The following is a 14,013-nucleotide window of genomic DNA, read 5'->3' on the forward strand; positions in this document are numbered from 1 at the left end:
TCACGCCGCCCGCCGCTGCTCCTGCTCGCGCCAGGCGATCATGCGGCGGATGCCCTCCTCGAACGAGATTTCCGCCTTCCACCCGACCATGCGTTCGATCTTCTCGACCGAGAAATCGAGCTGGGTCGACACCGCCGCGCGGATCTTGCCGGGCGGGGTCCGGTAGTCCGGCTCGAGATTGGTGCCGGTGATCGCCTGCACGATCTCGACCAGCCGGTTGAGGGTGGTGGCGGTGCCGGTCGCGACGTTGAAGCTCTCGCGCGAGACGTCGCTCGCCATCGCCATGACATTGGCGCGGGCGACGTCCGTGACATGGATGTAATCGTGCACTTCCCGGCCGTCGTCGGGGATGATCGGCCGTTCGCCGCGGCGCAGGCGCTCATAGGTGTCGATGATGTAGACGGAATTCACCGCCCGCAAATGCTGGCGCTCGCCATAGACCGAGGAATAGCGCAGATTCACCGACTTCACGCCGTAGCGGTCGTGGTAGAGCCGGCCGAAATTCTCGCCCATGATCTTCGAGGCCGCGTAGAGCGCGGCGCCGGGCTGCAGGTTCGCCCAGGTCCAGGGCGTCGCCTCGTCGATGAGGTCGGCCGAGGGCTCGCCATAGGCCGCCACGGAGGAGGAGAAGATCACCTTCTCGACGCCGCGATACCGGCAGGCGTCATAGACGTTGAGCATGCCCTGCACGTTGACGGCGACGCCGAGATGCGGGTTGAGCGACAAAGGCAGGGTGAGGAAGCCTGCGGTGGCGAAGACGCCGCTGACGCCCTCGAGCTGGTCGTAGAGTTCGTGGGTGCGCAGGATGTCGCCCTTCACCAGTCTGACCCGGGGATCCGCGAGCAGGTCTTCGATGGCCTCCGGCGAGCCGAGCGCGTAATTGTCGAACAGCACCACTTCACCCACGTTCGCCTGCAGCAATTGCAGCGTGATATGGGCCCCGATCTGGCTGGCTCCGCCGGTGATCAGGAATTTTCCGCCCTCGATCTTCATTTTCCGCCCTCTCTCCTTCGGCGCGCATCCCGGCGCGCCGCCACGTCCGCCTTCGGAACTGCGTGTCACAGCATGATGTGAATGGATTTTTCTTCCGTGTAGGAGAACATTTCTTCGATTCCACGCTCCCGGCCGACACCACTGTTCTTGTACCCGCCATAGGGCACGGCACGGACATGGGCGTTGATGCCGTTGATCCAGATGTATCCGGCCTGGATCTTCTGGGCGGTGCGCAAAGCGACCGAGATGTCGCGGGTCCAGACTGCCGCGGTGAGGCCGTATTCCACCGCGTTCGCCTGCTTCACCACCGCATCCACGTCCGACCAGCGCAGGACCGAGAGGACGGGGCCGAAAATCTCCTCGCGGGCGATGCGGGCGTCGGGCGCGACATCGGCGAACACCGTGGGCTCGATCCAATAGCCCGTCCGGAACGCGTCGCCGGGCGGCCGCTTGCCCCCCGCCACCAGGCGGCCGCCGTCTTCCCGGCCGGCCGCCACATAATGCTCGACCTTGCGGAGCTGGTGCGCGGAATTGATCGCCCCCATCTGGGTCGCGGGGTCGAACGGATCGCCGACCCGAATGGCGGCGACCTTCTGCGTCACCCGGTCGAGAACCGCGTCATAAATGTCGTCATGGACGAAGAGGCGGCTGGTGGAGGCGCAGGACTGGCCCTGCCAGGTGAAATTCATGCCTGCGACGGCGGCCGTGGCCACCTTGTCGACGTCCACGTCGGGGAACACGATGAAGGGGTTCTTGCCGCCGAGTTCCAGCGAGACGTGCTTGACCGCGACCTCGGCGGCGGAGCGCTGGATCGCCATGCCGGTGCGCGCGGAGCCGACGAAGGACAGGCGCTTCACGCGGGGATGGCGCACGAGGGCATTGCCCACCTCGGCGTCGCCCGAGAGGATGTTGAGCACGCCCGGCGGCAGGATGTCGCGCGCGATCTCCGCCAGAAGGGAGGCCGAGAGCGGGCTCTGCTCGGAGGGCTTCAGGATCACCGCATTGCCCGCCATGAGCGGCGAGGCCATGCCCACGATGGCGAAATTGATCGGATGGTTGAAGGCGAGAATGCGCCCGACCACACCATAGGGCTCGCGGACGGTGAAGTGCAGATTGTCCGGCGTGGCGGGAATGCTCTTGCCCTGCAGCTCGTATCCGAGGCCGGCGAAATAGCGCAGCCGATCCACCCCCGAGGCGATGTCGTTGCGCATGGCCGTGATCGGGTTCCCGGTGTCGGAGACCTCCACCTGCAGGATGTCCTCGGCCCGCTTCATGATGGCGTCGCCGAGGCGCATCAGATAGTCGGAGCGCTGCGCCACCGACAGGGCCGCCCAGTCCGCCTGCGCCGTCTCCGCCGCCGCCACGGCGCGCTCCACGTCCGCCGCGGTTCCGCGCGGCACGCGCCCGATATAATCCTCGTTGGCCGGGTTGACGCAGTCCATCCACCCGCCCCCCAGGCTTTCCACCAGATCGCCGCCGAGCAGCATCCGTCCTGTCATGGGGGAGGTGCCGATCGCCCGGCTGGCCGCATCGAGCGCCGAATTGGCATTGGACATGGGTCGCGTGTCTCCGAGATTGCGTCGCGCCCGTCCCCGGTCCGGGAGAGGCGTCTGGGATCGAGGGAGGCCGGCGCCGGACCTTCGCCCGGCGCCGGCGGGCCGTTCCGCCGCTATTGAACCGCCAGCTTCACCTGGCCGCTCGCCACCAGATCGCCCCACTTCTTGTCTTCGCTGGCGATGAATTTGCCGAACTTTTCCGGGCTCCCGCCGGCCACGTCCGCCCCCAGCTGCGCGATCCGCGCCTGGACCTCGGGCGACTTCAGCGCCATGTTGATGTGCTCATTGAGAAACAGGATCCGGTCTTGCGGCGTGCCGGTCTTCGCGACGAAGCCGTTCCACCCGACGATGTCGAAATTCGGCAGGCCGGATTCCGATGCGGTGGGCACGTTCGGCAGCGAGGGAATGCGCTGGCTGCCGCTGACGGCGATCGCCCGGACATTGCCCGCATTGATCTGCGGCACGCCGACGATGATGTCGGTGAAGGTCATGTCCACCTGCCCGGCCATCACCGCCGCCAAAGCCTGCGCCGTCGCGGCGAAGGGGATGTGGGTGAGTTCGATCCCGCCTTGTCTGCCCAGCATGGCGGTCGCCATGTGGAACGAACTGCCGAAGCCGCTGGATGAATAGTTCAGCTTTCCGGGATTGGCCTTGGCATAAGCGATCAGGTCTTTGAGGTTATGGATCGGCAGCTTGGGATTCACCACCAGCACGATCGGATAGGTGGTCGCCGCCACGATGGGCGTGAACTCGTCGAGCGGGTTGAAGGTCATCTTGTTGTAGATGTGCCGGTTCACCGACATCAGGCCGATATGACCCATCATGATCGTATAGCCGTCGGCGGGTGCCGCGATGACGGCCTCGGCTCCGGTATTGCCGTTCGCGCCCGGACGGTTTTCGACCACGACCGGCTTGCCGATGGAGGTCTGAACCTTGTCCGCGACGAGACGGGAAACAATGTCGGCGGCCCCGCCGGCTCCGGTGGGCACCACGATCTTGATGTAGCGCGCAGGAAACGTCTCGGCGCCCGCCCCGGCCGGCCCCAGCAGCGCGCACGCCGCCGCGACGAGCAGCCATCCAAGCATACGACGCGAATTCATAGCAAAATCCTCCCTTTTTGTTTTCTTTTATTTTGATTATACTGTTTTTTATTTATTGATTTTTGTTCTTCTATTAGAAGAAGGCATAAGTTTGATGGTAAGTTTGTTCCCTTGAGAACGCAATTGGGGAAATTACGATAGAAGTATAAAGCCCGGGCATACTGAAGGTGGATTTGACCCTGCCTCAAGCCGCGGAAGCGGCGGGAAATCCCGGCGCCGCCGCATCTCGCCGGACAGAACGTCCGCAGCGGCGACATCTTCGGGACCGTCGCCACGGCGGAGCGGAACAACCCCGGCACCTCGGGGTTCAGACAGCGGGGGCTGACCCCGCACGGTCGCTTCGGCCAGCGGGCGACGCTCGATTTGAACCGGCACAAGGGGCACGGACATGGAAGACGCACAGATCGGCTGGATCGCGGCCATCATCATCGGCGGGCTCGCGGGCTGGATCGCTTCCAGCTTCATGGGAAGTTCGACCGGACTACTTCTCAACATCGTGCTCGGCATCATCGGCGCAGCCGTGGCGAGCTTCCTGTTCGGCCTGCTCGGCGTCAGCTTCGGCGGCTGGCTCGGCTATCTCATCGCCGGCATCGTGGGCGCCTGTATCCTGATCGCCATCGTCCGGGCGGTCCGGCGTTAGAGCCTGATCCGACCGGCGCATGAAACACCCCGGCTCGCTCGGCAGTTCCGAGCGGGCCGGGCATCGCACCGTCGGGCGGCGGCCTCGTCTCCCGGGTGGTCTGAACCCTGAGCGGACCCGCTCCTGGTGAACCGGCAAGACCGGTCAATCGGGCCGATTTGGCGAACGCCGCGGCCAATTTGGTGCACGCCGGGGTGCCCAACCGCTTTTTCTCCCCCGCAGCGTCGGCCCCCATCCCACCAGGGGCTACGTCGCAGCGCGCCACGCTTCACTGCAGCACCTCGCCCGAGCCGAGAACCCGCGCCGGCGCGACGGCGGCCGGGGGCGCATCCGCCTCGGCGCCCGCCGTCACCGGCAACGGGAAGGCATGCACACGGTCCCGGAACACCGTCACCGGCGCGGCATGGAGCGGCGCCGGCGCGAACGCGTTCCAGGCAAGGGCGAGGCGCGAGGGGTGAGTCAGCGCGGCCTCGGCGACCAGCACGACCTTGCCCGCCCGCGCGAGCCCAGCGGCGTCCCCCTCGAACACGAAGAGCGCGCCCCGCTCCAGCGGCGCCGCGCCGGAGGCGTCGCTCCAGCGCACGGATGCGCCCTCCTCCTGTGCCGCGACGCTGGACAGGACCAAGGCGACGGTGCCGTCCGCCGGATCGAGCACCGCGCGGGCGGCGTTCATCATCGCCGCCATCTGCGCATCGGAAATCTCGGACGTGCCGGCGGCGAGAGCCGCCAGGGTCGCGGCGGCGCGCGACACCTTGGTCTGAACCGTGATCCGCTCGGCATAATGGAGCAGGCCGAGATAGACCCCGAGAAGCCCGGGCAGGATCAGGCCGAGTTCGACGGCGCCGACGCCCCGCTCGTCCCGCAGCATGTCCGCGAGCCGGGCGCGCAGGCGGGCGACACGCCGTCTCACGGTGCACCCGCGGACTGATAGGCGGCATAGGGGTCGCGCCGCACGGCGGCGGTCGCGATCAGCAGATGCACTGTCCCCTCCCCGTCGGCGACGCGCGGCCACCAATTCAGGGAAAACGGCGTCAGCGGCGGCAGCGGCAGCGCCGCCCGGACCAGGATCACGTCATCGGCGGCGGCGGCCGGGGCGTCGCCGAAGGCCGCGTCGTTGATCGCGCCGCCGGCAACCGCACTCGGAACGGCGGCATCGCTCGTGAGCGCGCGCAGGTCCACCCGCAGATGGGCTTCGCACGCGGATTGCGGGATCAGGACGAAGGCGCCGCAGATCCGCGTCCGGAGCGCGGATGCCGTCCCGGAGGCCGCGAGCGTGCCGTCCGCCAGCCCGCGCGCGGCGGCACTCACCGCGCGGTCGAGCGTGTTCTGCGCGAGAAGCGTGGTGCAGATTTCGAACAAAGCGAGGATGAGGAAAAGGACCGGCACCACCACCAGAGCGAAATCGACGGACAGCGCGCCCCCGCTCCCCCGCAGGCGCAACCGCAGGTTCGCCATGCTCACGGCCTATCTCGGCCCGAACACGCCCGCGCCGATCACGTTCCCGACCGAGGGAAGCGCGGCGCCGGGCGCCGGATAGGGCGGCAGGACCGTCCCCGCCGGCTGGGGCGGCAAGGCGATAATCTGGCGCTGCTGGATCTGGCCGGCCAAAGCCTGGGACGCCTCCATGCTGTCGCCGAGCGTGAAGGCCTGGACGCAGACCGGCGCGCAGGAATAGGTCACCCGGCTGTCCGTCCCGCGCTGCACCGTGACCGTCGCCGCCGATGGCGGCACCACCCGCACGTCCGCGGCGGCGATCTGCAGGCCGGCTTTGTCCATCAGGATGATGTTGGTCTGACCGAAGGATTTGCCGGTCACCACGACGAAATTCGCGCTCTTGGGCGGCTTGGACACGTCGGCGATGGCGGGATTTCCGACGATCACGATCTCGGCCTCGGACGGCAGGCTGAAGATCGCGGCGGCGTCCAGCGTCACCGCGACCGCGCCGGTCAAGGCCGGCACCGGCTCCGCCTGAACAGCCGGCGTCGCGGCTGGGACCGCGAGAAGGAGGGCGCCCGCCAGGGCCACGGCGCGCCGCCATCTGCCACGTAAAACTGCCATCTGCGCCCGGGGGTTCGGAAAGACCGCGGCGACTGTAGTTTTTCGCCCGCCCCAGCGCAATCCGCGAATAGTTAACGAAACTTAGGTTTATTCGTCGACTACTGTTAAACTCGGTCATCAAACTGATATAATATTGTGTCTAATCTAGATTTTTCCGTCATTAACAATTCATTAACGGATGGGCATATGGCGCCTGTCGCAGACGCGACGTGTCAGTCAAAGGGGTTTTCAGATGACTACCGTTCTGAGCAAGATTGCTGCCGTCCTGCGCTCCGACCGCGGCGCCCTGTCGGTGGAATACGGCCTCATCCTGACCGGCATCGTCGGCGTCGGCATGGCCGTGATCGCTGGCCTGACCGCGACCGAGACCACGCTGACGGGCCTGTTCACCGGCGTCAACGCCGAGATCGAAATGCCGCAGTGATCGCAGTCGCCGGCCGTTGCGGCCGGCCCGGTTTCAACGCGGACGCTCGCACGCGAGCGTCCGCCGGTACGCGGAGCGTGGTGTGACAGTCGAAATCGCGGGAAAACTGGTCTTCACCTGTCTGGTGGCATGGGCCGCCATCCATGATCTTCTGACCCTGCGTATCCCGAACCGCCTGAACCTTTTGATTTTCGCCGCCTTCGTTCCGGTCGCGGCGCTGACCGGCCTGTCGGCCGAGGCTCTGGTGTCCCATGCCGGGGCGGCCGCGGCCTTGTTCGCCATCTGCCTCGCCCTCGCTCTGGTCGGCCAGCTCGGCGGCGGCGACGTCAAGCTGATCTCCGGCATCGGCCTGTGGCTCGGCTTCGGCCCGGCGCTGCTGCAATTCCTGACCACCGGCATTCTCTGCTCGGTCGCCTTCATGCTCGCCATGGTGCTGCTGCGCATCGCCCCGGTCGCGCTGCCCGCGCGCCTGCTGTCGATCGGCTGGCTCGGCGAGGCGGCCTATGGCACGACGCCGATCCGCAAGCTGGAAGGCCCGTACGGCGTGCCCCTCGCCATCGCTGCCGCGGTGGCGATCTGGACCCAATAGGCAAGCCGCCATGCGCCCCAAACGCCTCATCGTCGGCAGCGCGGCGGCCATTGGCGGCCTTCTGGCCTTTCTCGCCGTGATGGCCAACGCGCCCCAGCCGCCGCGCGCGCAGGGCACCGCGGCGGAGACCGGCCAGGTCAAGCTCGAAGAGGTGCTCGTCGCCGCCCGCGACCTCAAGCCCGGCGAGCGGCTCGCCGCCGCCGACGTGCGCTGGCAGGCGATGCTGGCGGACGGCATTCCCTCGGGTGCGCTGCGCCGCAAGGACAGGCCGGACGCGCCGAAGACGATGGTCAACGCCACCGCACGGCAGTTTCTCACCAAAGGCGACATCGTCACCACCGCCCGGATCGCCCCGCTGGAAGCCGGCTTCCTCGCCAGCAATCTGCGCGAGGGCATGCGGGCGGTGGCGGTCGCGATCGATGCGCGCGGCGGCCGCTCGGTCGGCGGCTTCATCTTCCCCCAGGACCGCGTCGACGTGATCCTCGCCCGCCCCGACGTGCGCGGCGCCCGTCCCGACCTCACCGCCCGCACGCTGATGTCCGGCATTCGGGTGCTCGCCGTGGGCCAGCAATTGTCCGAAAATATCGGCCAGAAGGTCATTACCGGGGAGACCGCGACCCTCGAAGTCACCCCCGCCCAGGCCGAGGAGCTGATCGCGGTGATGCGCACCGGCGACGCCAATCTCTGGCTCACGCTGCGCCCGGTCAACGAGCCGCTGGTCGTGGAGCAGGAGGAAGCCCGCCTCGCCGCCACCAAGGCCCTCACCATCGTCAGATACGGGCAGGCGCGTGACCAATAGCCTGCGCCCGGCCCGCGCCGCTTGGCTCGCGGCGTGCCTGCTCGTTCTCGCCGCGCCGGCGGCGCAGGCGCAGGACCGCAGCCTGTTCAGCACGGCCTCCACCGCCAGCACCGGCTTCGAAGGCCTCGCCGCCAGCCCGCCGGCACCGGCGCCCGCCCCGGCACAGGTGCGCCGGGTCGACGTCGCGTTCGGCCGCTCGACCGTCGTCGACCTGCCGAGCGCCGCGCGCGACGCTTATGTCGCCAATCCCGGCATCGCCAATGCCGTGGTGCAGACGGCGCGGCGGCTCTACGTCACCGGCATCGGCGAAGGCGCCACCACCATCATCGTCTCCAATGCCCAGGGCCAGCAGATCGCTTTGATCGAGGTGCGCGTCGCCCGCGACACCGGCGCGCTCTCCGATGCGCTGCGCGCGGCCTTGCCGGAAGCGAAGGTCACGGCGCGCTTCAGCGGCGCCAATGTCGTGCTGTCGGGCGTCGTCGCCTCGGCGCTGGAAGCGACGCTTGCGGCCGATATCGCCGGCGGCTTCCTGCCCCCCGAGGGCAAGGTGGTCAACGCCCTCGCGCTGCGCGGCAAGGAACAGGTGATGCTGCGCGTCACGGTCGCGGAAATCCAGCGCAACGTGCTGAAGCAGCTCGGCATCAATGCCGACGGCGCATGGAAGATCGGCGACGTGGCGGTGGCCGCGCTGATGAACAATCCCTATGGCGTCGCCGGCCAGGCCCTGACCAATTCCTTCGTCAGCATCGGCAATAGCGACGGCGTCGCGACGCTGCGGGCGATGGAGCAGGCCGGCGTCGCCCGCACGCTCGCCGAGCCCAATCTCACCGCGATATCGGGCGAGACCGCCACCTTCATGGCCGGGGGCGAGGTGCCGATCCCCACCGGCATCACCTGTTCCACCACGAATGTCTGCCAGCCCTCGATCGAGTTCAAGAAATTCGGCGTGTCCCTCACCTTCAGCCCGGTCGTGCTCTCGGCGGGACGCATCAGCCTGCGGGTCGCGACCGAGGTCTCCGAGGTCGATCCCAACAGCCGGCTGGTGGTGCCCGCCGCCGGCAATCAGAGCTTGACGATCCCCGGCTTCCGCCTGCGCAAGTCGGAGACCACGGTCGAACTGCCCTCGGGCGGCACCCTCGTCACCGCCGGGCTGATCCAGGAGAACGGCCGGCAGGCGATCACCGGCATTCCCGGCGCGATGGAGATCCCGGTCCTCGGCACGCTGTTCCGCAGCCGGGACTATATGCGCCAGGAAACCGAGCTGATGATCCTGGTGACGCCGATCCTCGCCCGCGCGGTGGCCGCGCCGCAGGCCGCCCGCCCGACCGACGGATTTGCCGACGCCCCCGACATCCGGGGCAATTTCCTCGGCCAGGTGAACCGCGTCACCGGCCGGGACGCGCCGGCCGTGCTGCGCGAGACCGCGACGCCTGCGCTGCCCAATGCCCCGCCGCCGCCGGCCGCCTTCTACGGCCATACCGGCTTCATCATCGATTGAGGCCCCGATGCCGCGTCGCTCCGCCCTCGCTTTGATCCCCCTGGGCCTCGCGGCGGTGCTCTGCGGCTGTGCCGGGGAGCCCCTGCCGTTCGACGGCACCACCTATCCGCAGGACTATCGCGTCCGTCACCCCATCCTGCTGTCGCAGCAGCCGGCCCGCCTCGCGGTGATCCCGCGCTGGGCTTATGGCCTCGACCCCCGCCAGGCCGACGACGTCCGCGCCTTCGGCCACGCCTTCCGCACGGAGACGATGGGGGTCATCCAGGTCTCGGTCCCCGTGGTCGCCGGCCGGCCGACGCCGCTGGTGAAGACCAATGCGCGGGCGGTGCGCACGGCTTTGGTCGGGACCGGCATCGATGCGCGCAACATCCGCTGGAGCGAATACGACGCCACCGGCCTCGGCCCGCAGAGCCCGCTCAACCTGTCCTTCGCCAAGCTGACCGCGACCGTGCCGCACCCGTGCAACGACTGGCCCTATGACCTCGCGGCCGGGGCCGGGTTCGAGAGCTTCCAGAACGAGCCCTATTGGAATCTCGGCTGCGCCAGCCAGACCAACCTCGCGCTCCAGGCAGCCGATCCGCTCGATCTGGTGCGCCCCCGCGTCGAGGGGCCGGCCGACACCGTGAAGCGCGTCAACGACATTCAGCAATTGCGCACCGGAAACGATCCCTCGACGGATTACGGCCCGACCGCCGCCAGCGCCTCCGGCTCGTGAGGGCGGCGATGCGCGTGCAGACACCGACGCAGACGCAGCCGCAGCCGCAGCCGCAGGCGGAAGACGGCCCCTTTCTGCTGCCGCGCCTGACGCTGCACGCCTTCTGCCGCTCGCACGCGGTGATGGAGAGCATGACCGAGGCGTGCGCCCACGAGCGCATGGTGCGGGTCGACTCCCGGGTCGGCGGCGGCGGCATAGACGGGGCGGTTCAGGCGATCCGCGGGATGCAGCGCGCGCCGCAGGTGATCGTGGTCGAGGTGCTGCCCGAGACCACCACCCTGATGGCCGACCTCGAACGGCTCGCGGGGGTGTGCAGCGGCCATACCCGGGTGTTCGTGATCGGCCATTCCAACGACATGAAGCTCTATCAGCGCCTGCTGCGCGAGGGCGCCTCCGATTATCTGCTCGCGCCGCTCGCGCCCGGCGACTTCGTCGCCGCTTTGGCCCGGGTCCTCGCCGCCGAGGCGGAAACCGAGACGCTCGGCGCCTCCGTCGTGGTGCTCGGCAGCCGCGGCGGGGTCGGCGCCACCACCGTGGCCTGCAATCTGGCTTATGTGCTGGCGGAGGAGCTGGCGCTCGACACCGTGCTCGCCGACCTCAAGCTGCCGTTCGGCGCCGTCGCCAGCCAGTTCGACGTCACGCCGAGCCTCGAACATTCGGTCTATCTCTATTCCCCCGCCCTCCTCGACGGCCCGGCGCTCGAACAATTGCTCGTGCCGAAGGGCGCGCGCCTGAAGCTCCTCACCGCCGCCCCCAATCTCGAGGCCTGCGCGCGGGGGGATGCCGGCCTCGCGTTCGAGCGGCTCGTTCCGCTGCTGATGGGCGCGCACGCCATGACGATCAGCGACACGCCTTTGATCTGGTCGCCGGCCGCCATCGCCCATCTCACCCAGGCCACCCAGATCGTGCTCGTGGTGACGCCGGATTTCGCCGCCGCCGCCAATGCCCAGGCGGTGATGCGCCAGATGCGCGCGCTGCGCGGCGCGGAAAGCCGGCCGATCGTCGTGCTCAATCAGATGGGCGTCGCCCAAAGGCAGGAATTGAAGGTGACCGAGTTGGCGGAGATCTTCGGCCGGCCGGCCCGGGAGCTCTTAACCATCGCCCACGACCCGCGCGCCTTCAGCATCAGCGAACAGAACGGCCGCGTGCTGAGCGAGCGGGCGCCGACCCACGACGCCGCGCGGGTGTTCCGCGCCCTGGCCGCGCGGGTCGCCGGCCGCGAGACGCCGCCGTCCCGGGTGCGGATCCTGCGCAGCCTCGCGGAACGGCTTCCCGCCGTCCGCAAGCTGTTCGGCTGAGGGAGGCCGGCATGGAGCATCCGCGGCGCAGATTGTTCGGATGGGGCGCCGACGCCGTCGATCCCCTGCCCCGCTCTTCGGTCCCGTTCCTGCCGGTGGCCCCCGCCCCGCCCGCGGACGAGCGGCTGCGCTACGACGCGGCGTGCGAGAAGGTCCGCGGCCATCTGATGGAGATGGTCGACTTCCTCGCCACCGCCAAGGTGGAGCGGCCGGGCGAGGCCCGACAGCGGATCCGCGATGCGATCCTCGGCATCCTCACCACCGATGGCGGCATCATCCTCACCCGGGCGGAGCGCGACCGCCTGCTGGTCGAGATGGTCGCCGAGATGGACGGCTACGGCCCGCTCGAACCGCTGCTCGCCGATGACGAGATCAGCGAGATCATGGTGAACTCCCACCGCACCGTCTATATCGAGAAGCGCGGTCAGACCTACGAAACCGACATCCAGTTCCGCGACGAGGAGGCGCTGCTGCGCGTCTGCCGGAAGATGGCGGAAGGCGTCGGCCGGCGGGTCGATTCCTTTACCCCGACCTGCGACGCGCGGCTGCCGGACGGTTCGCGCATCAACATCGTCGTGCCGCCCATCGCGCTCGACGGCACCCATCTGACGATCCGCAAGTTCCGGCGGGAAAAGCTGCGCATGCCCGACCTCGTGGCGCTCGGATCCGTGACGCCGGAGGCGGCGGAGGTCCTGCGGATCATCGGCAAATGCCCGCTGAACGTGCTGATCAGCGGCGGCACGGGCTCGGGAAAGACCACGCTCCTCAATTGCGTGACCGGATCGATCGATCCGCGCGAGCGCATCATCACCTGCGAGGACACGGCCGAACTCCAGCTCCAGCAGCGCCATGTGGTGCGGCTCGAAACCCGGCCGGCCTCGGCCGAGGGCACGGCCGAGATCACCATGCGCGACATCCTGCGCAACGCGCTGCGCATGAAGCCGAACCGCATCATCGTCGGCGAGGTGCGCGGCGCGGAGGCCCTCGACCTCGTCCAGGCCATGAGCACCGGCCATGCCGGCTCGATGGGGACGATCCACGCCAACAATCCGCGCGGGGCCCTCGGACGGCTGGAAACCTGCATCCGCGAGAACGCCTCCCAGCAGGCGACGCCGTCCATCAACATCCAGAAGGCGATCGCGGATTCGCTCGACATCATCATCCAGACCCAGCAATTGCCGAGCGGCCGCCGGGTCGTGACGCACATCTCGGAAGTCCTCGGCCTCGACGGCGGCCAGACCCTCCTGTCGGACATTTTCGTCTATGATTTCAAGGATCAGAAACTGAAGGTGAACCTCGCCACCAAGCCCGCTTTCTTCGCCCATGCCGAACGGATCGGCGAAGAGGCCCGCTTGGTCCAGGCGCTGCACCCGGCGGGGGCGCCATGACGCCCCTCCTCGTCGCCGCCCTGGCCGGCCTTTCGGTCGTCGCCCTGATCTACACGCTGTTCCTGCCCGACGTGGCGCAGGAGGCGGCGGTGACCCGCCGGATCCGGGCGCTGGCCGCGCGCGCGCCCGACGCCGCCCCCCGCGGCAGCGCGCAGGAGGAGGTGGCGCAGCTCATGAAGGCGAACGCCGCAAAGAGCGGCGCCCGCGGCACCCTGCGGCTCGGTGCGCTGATCGATCAGGCGGATATCGGCTGGACCCGCGCCCAGGTGCTGCTCGCGGCGGCGGCGTTCGGCGCCGCGGTGGCGCTGGTCTGCCTCGCCGTGTTCGAGGCGCGCATCGTCGCGCCTCTGGCCGGCGTCGCAGCCGCTATCCTGGCCCCGATCCTGGTGCTCCGTCATCTCAGGGACCGGCGCTTCGCGCGCTTCGCCGAAGAATTGCCGAACGCGCTCGACCTGATCGCCCGCGGGGTGCGGGCGGGACGGCCGATCAATGACTGCATCCACACCGCCGCCCGCGAGACCCGCGACCCGGTGCGGCGGGAATTCCGCATCGTCGAGGACGAGCAGCAACTCGGCGCCTCGCTCTCCGAAGCGGTGGACCGCATGGCCACGCGCGTGCCGATCGACGAGACCCGCTTCCTGTCGATCGCGATCGCGGTGCAGAGCGCGGAGGGCGGCGCCATCGCCGAGACCTTGATGAACCTCTCGCACACGCTGCGCGAGCGGCGGCGCCTGGCGAAAAAGATCTCCTCGATGATGGCCGAGCAGACCGCTTCCGCCAAATTCCTCGCTTTGCTGCCGTTCGCCATGCTGGGCTTCACCATCGCCCTCAACCGGGAACAGGCGAAGCTCATGTTCACCACCTTCGCCGGACAGGCGACCCTGGTCGGGGTGTGCCTCTGGGTCCTTCTCGGCTTCCTGGTCCTGGCGCGCATGACGCGCGTGCGGGTCTAGCG

The 14,013-nt window shown here is 68.6% G+C and carries 15 protein-coding genes; 9 read left to right on the forward strand and 6 right to left on the reverse strand.

Annotation, left to right across the window (positions count from 1 at the left end):
• The 3 genes from EDC64_RS00075 to EDC64_RS00085 form a co-directional block, all read right to left on the reverse strand.
• Window positions 1–993, reverse strand: a complete 993-nt coding sequence (locus EDC64_RS00075) for an NAD-dependent epimerase/dehydratase family protein (protein ID WP_132028232.1) — start codon at window positions 991–993, stop codon at window positions 1–3.
• A 65-nt stretch (window positions 994–1,058) separates the two neighbouring features.
• Window positions 1,059–2,549, reverse strand: a complete 1,491-nt coding sequence (locus EDC64_RS00080) for an aldehyde dehydrogenase family protein (protein ID WP_132028235.1) — start codon at window positions 2,547–2,549, stop codon at window positions 1,059–1,061.
• A gap of 113 nt (window positions 2,550–2,662) precedes the next feature.
• Window positions 2,663–3,649 carry a Bug family tripartite tricarboxylate transporter substrate binding protein gene (locus EDC64_RS00085; protein ID WP_132028238.1) on the reverse strand — a complete coding sequence of 329 codons (987 nt, stop codon included), beginning with the start codon at window positions 3,647–3,649 and terminating at the stop codon, window positions 2,663–2,665.
• Window positions 3,650–4,037: 388 nt separating this feature from the next.
• On the opposite strand from EDC64_RS00085, the gene EDC64_RS00090 reads away from it, so the two are divergent.
• The gene (locus EDC64_RS00090; RefSeq protein ID WP_132028241.1) at window positions 4,038–4,289 is read left to right on the forward strand and encodes a GlsB/YeaQ/YmgE family stress response membrane protein; all 252 of its coding nucleotides are present in this window, start codon (window positions 4,038–4,040) and stop codon (window positions 4,287–4,289) included.
• A gap of 268 nt (window positions 4,290–4,557) precedes the next feature.
• Here EDC64_RS00090 and EDC64_RS00095 read toward each other — a convergent pair whose 3' ends face one another.
• The 3 genes from EDC64_RS00095 to EDC64_RS00105 are packed head-to-tail and all read right to left on the reverse strand — an operon-like array spanning window position 4,558 to window position 6,314.
• Complete coding sequence (locus EDC64_RS00095; protein WP_132028244.1) at window positions 4,558–5,199, reverse strand: hypothetical protein; 642 nt, start codon at window positions 5,197–5,199, stop codon at window positions 4,558–4,560.
• Window positions 5,196–5,744, reverse strand: coding sequence for a TadE/TadG family type IV pilus assembly protein (locus EDC64_RS00100; RefSeq protein WP_245504520.1), 549 nt, complete (start codon window positions 5,742–5,744; stop codon window positions 5,196–5,198). The genes EDC64_RS00095 and EDC64_RS00100 overlap by 4 nt, the downstream gene beginning before the upstream one ends.
• A gap of 9 nt (window positions 5,745–5,753) precedes the next feature.
• Window positions 5,754–6,314 (reverse strand): pilus assembly protein N-terminal domain-containing protein, encoded by a 561-nt coding sequence (locus EDC64_RS00105; RefSeq protein WP_165933581.1) that lies wholly within the window; start codon window positions 6,312–6,314, stop codon window positions 5,754–5,756.
• A 265-nt stretch (window positions 6,315–6,579) separates the two neighbouring features.
• Between EDC64_RS00105 and EDC64_RS00110 the strand changes: the two genes are divergently transcribed.
• From EDC64_RS00110 to EDC64_RS00145, 8 genes are all read left to right on the forward strand, one after another.
• Window positions 6,580–6,771, forward strand: coding sequence for a Flp family type IVb pilin (locus EDC64_RS00110; RefSeq protein ID WP_132028253.1), 192 nt, complete (start codon window positions 6,580–6,582; stop codon window positions 6,769–6,771).
• An 82-nt stretch (window positions 6,772–6,853) separates the two neighbouring features.
• A complete protein-coding gene (locus EDC64_RS00115) occupies window positions 6,854–7,360 on the forward strand; it encodes an A24 family peptidase (RefSeq protein ID WP_165933582.1) in 507 nt (168 codons plus the stop codon).
• A gap of 10 nt (window positions 7,361–7,370) precedes the next feature.
• Entirely contained in the window at window positions 7,371–8,159 is a 789-nt protein-coding gene (cpaB, locus tag EDC64_RS00120; RefSeq protein WP_165933583.1) for a Flp pilus assembly protein CpaB, read from the forward strand.
• Window positions 8,149–9,657 (forward strand): type II and III secretion system protein family protein, encoded by a 1,509-nt coding sequence (locus EDC64_RS00125; protein WP_132028262.1) that lies wholly within the window; start codon window positions 8,149–8,151, stop codon window positions 9,655–9,657. Before cpaB ends, EDC64_RS00125 begins: the two co-directional genes overlap by 11 nt.
• A gap of 7 nt (window positions 9,658–9,664) precedes the next feature.
• Complete coding sequence (locus EDC64_RS00130; RefSeq protein WP_165933584.1) at window positions 9,665–10,372, forward strand: CpaD family pilus assembly protein; 708 nt, start codon at window positions 9,665–9,667, stop codon at window positions 10,370–10,372.
• Window positions 10,373–10,380: 8 nt separating this feature from the next.
• Complete coding sequence (locus EDC64_RS00135; protein ID WP_132028268.1) at window positions 10,381–11,670, forward strand: CpaE/TadZ family protein; 1,290 nt, start codon at window positions 10,381–10,383, stop codon at window positions 11,668–11,670.
• Between the two features lie 11 nt (window positions 11,671–11,681).
• Complete coding sequence (locus EDC64_RS00140) at window positions 11,682–13,058, forward strand: TadA family conjugal transfer-associated ATPase (RefSeq protein ID WP_132028271.1); 1,377 nt, start codon at window positions 11,682–11,684, stop codon at window positions 13,056–13,058.
• Window positions 13,055–14,011 (forward strand): type II secretion system F family protein, encoded by a 957-nt coding sequence (locus EDC64_RS00145; RefSeq protein ID WP_132028274.1) that lies wholly within the window; start codon window positions 13,055–13,057, stop codon window positions 14,009–14,011. Before EDC64_RS00140 ends, EDC64_RS00145 begins: the two co-directional genes overlap by 4 nt.
• Window positions 14,012–14,013 lie beyond the last annotated feature (2 nt).

The sequence above is a fragment of the Aquabacter spiritensis genome (assembly GCF_004346185.1).
In the GTDB taxonomy this organism is placed as follows: domain Bacteria; phylum Pseudomonadota; class Alphaproteobacteria; order Rhizobiales; family Xanthobacteraceae; genus Aquabacter; species Aquabacter spiritensis.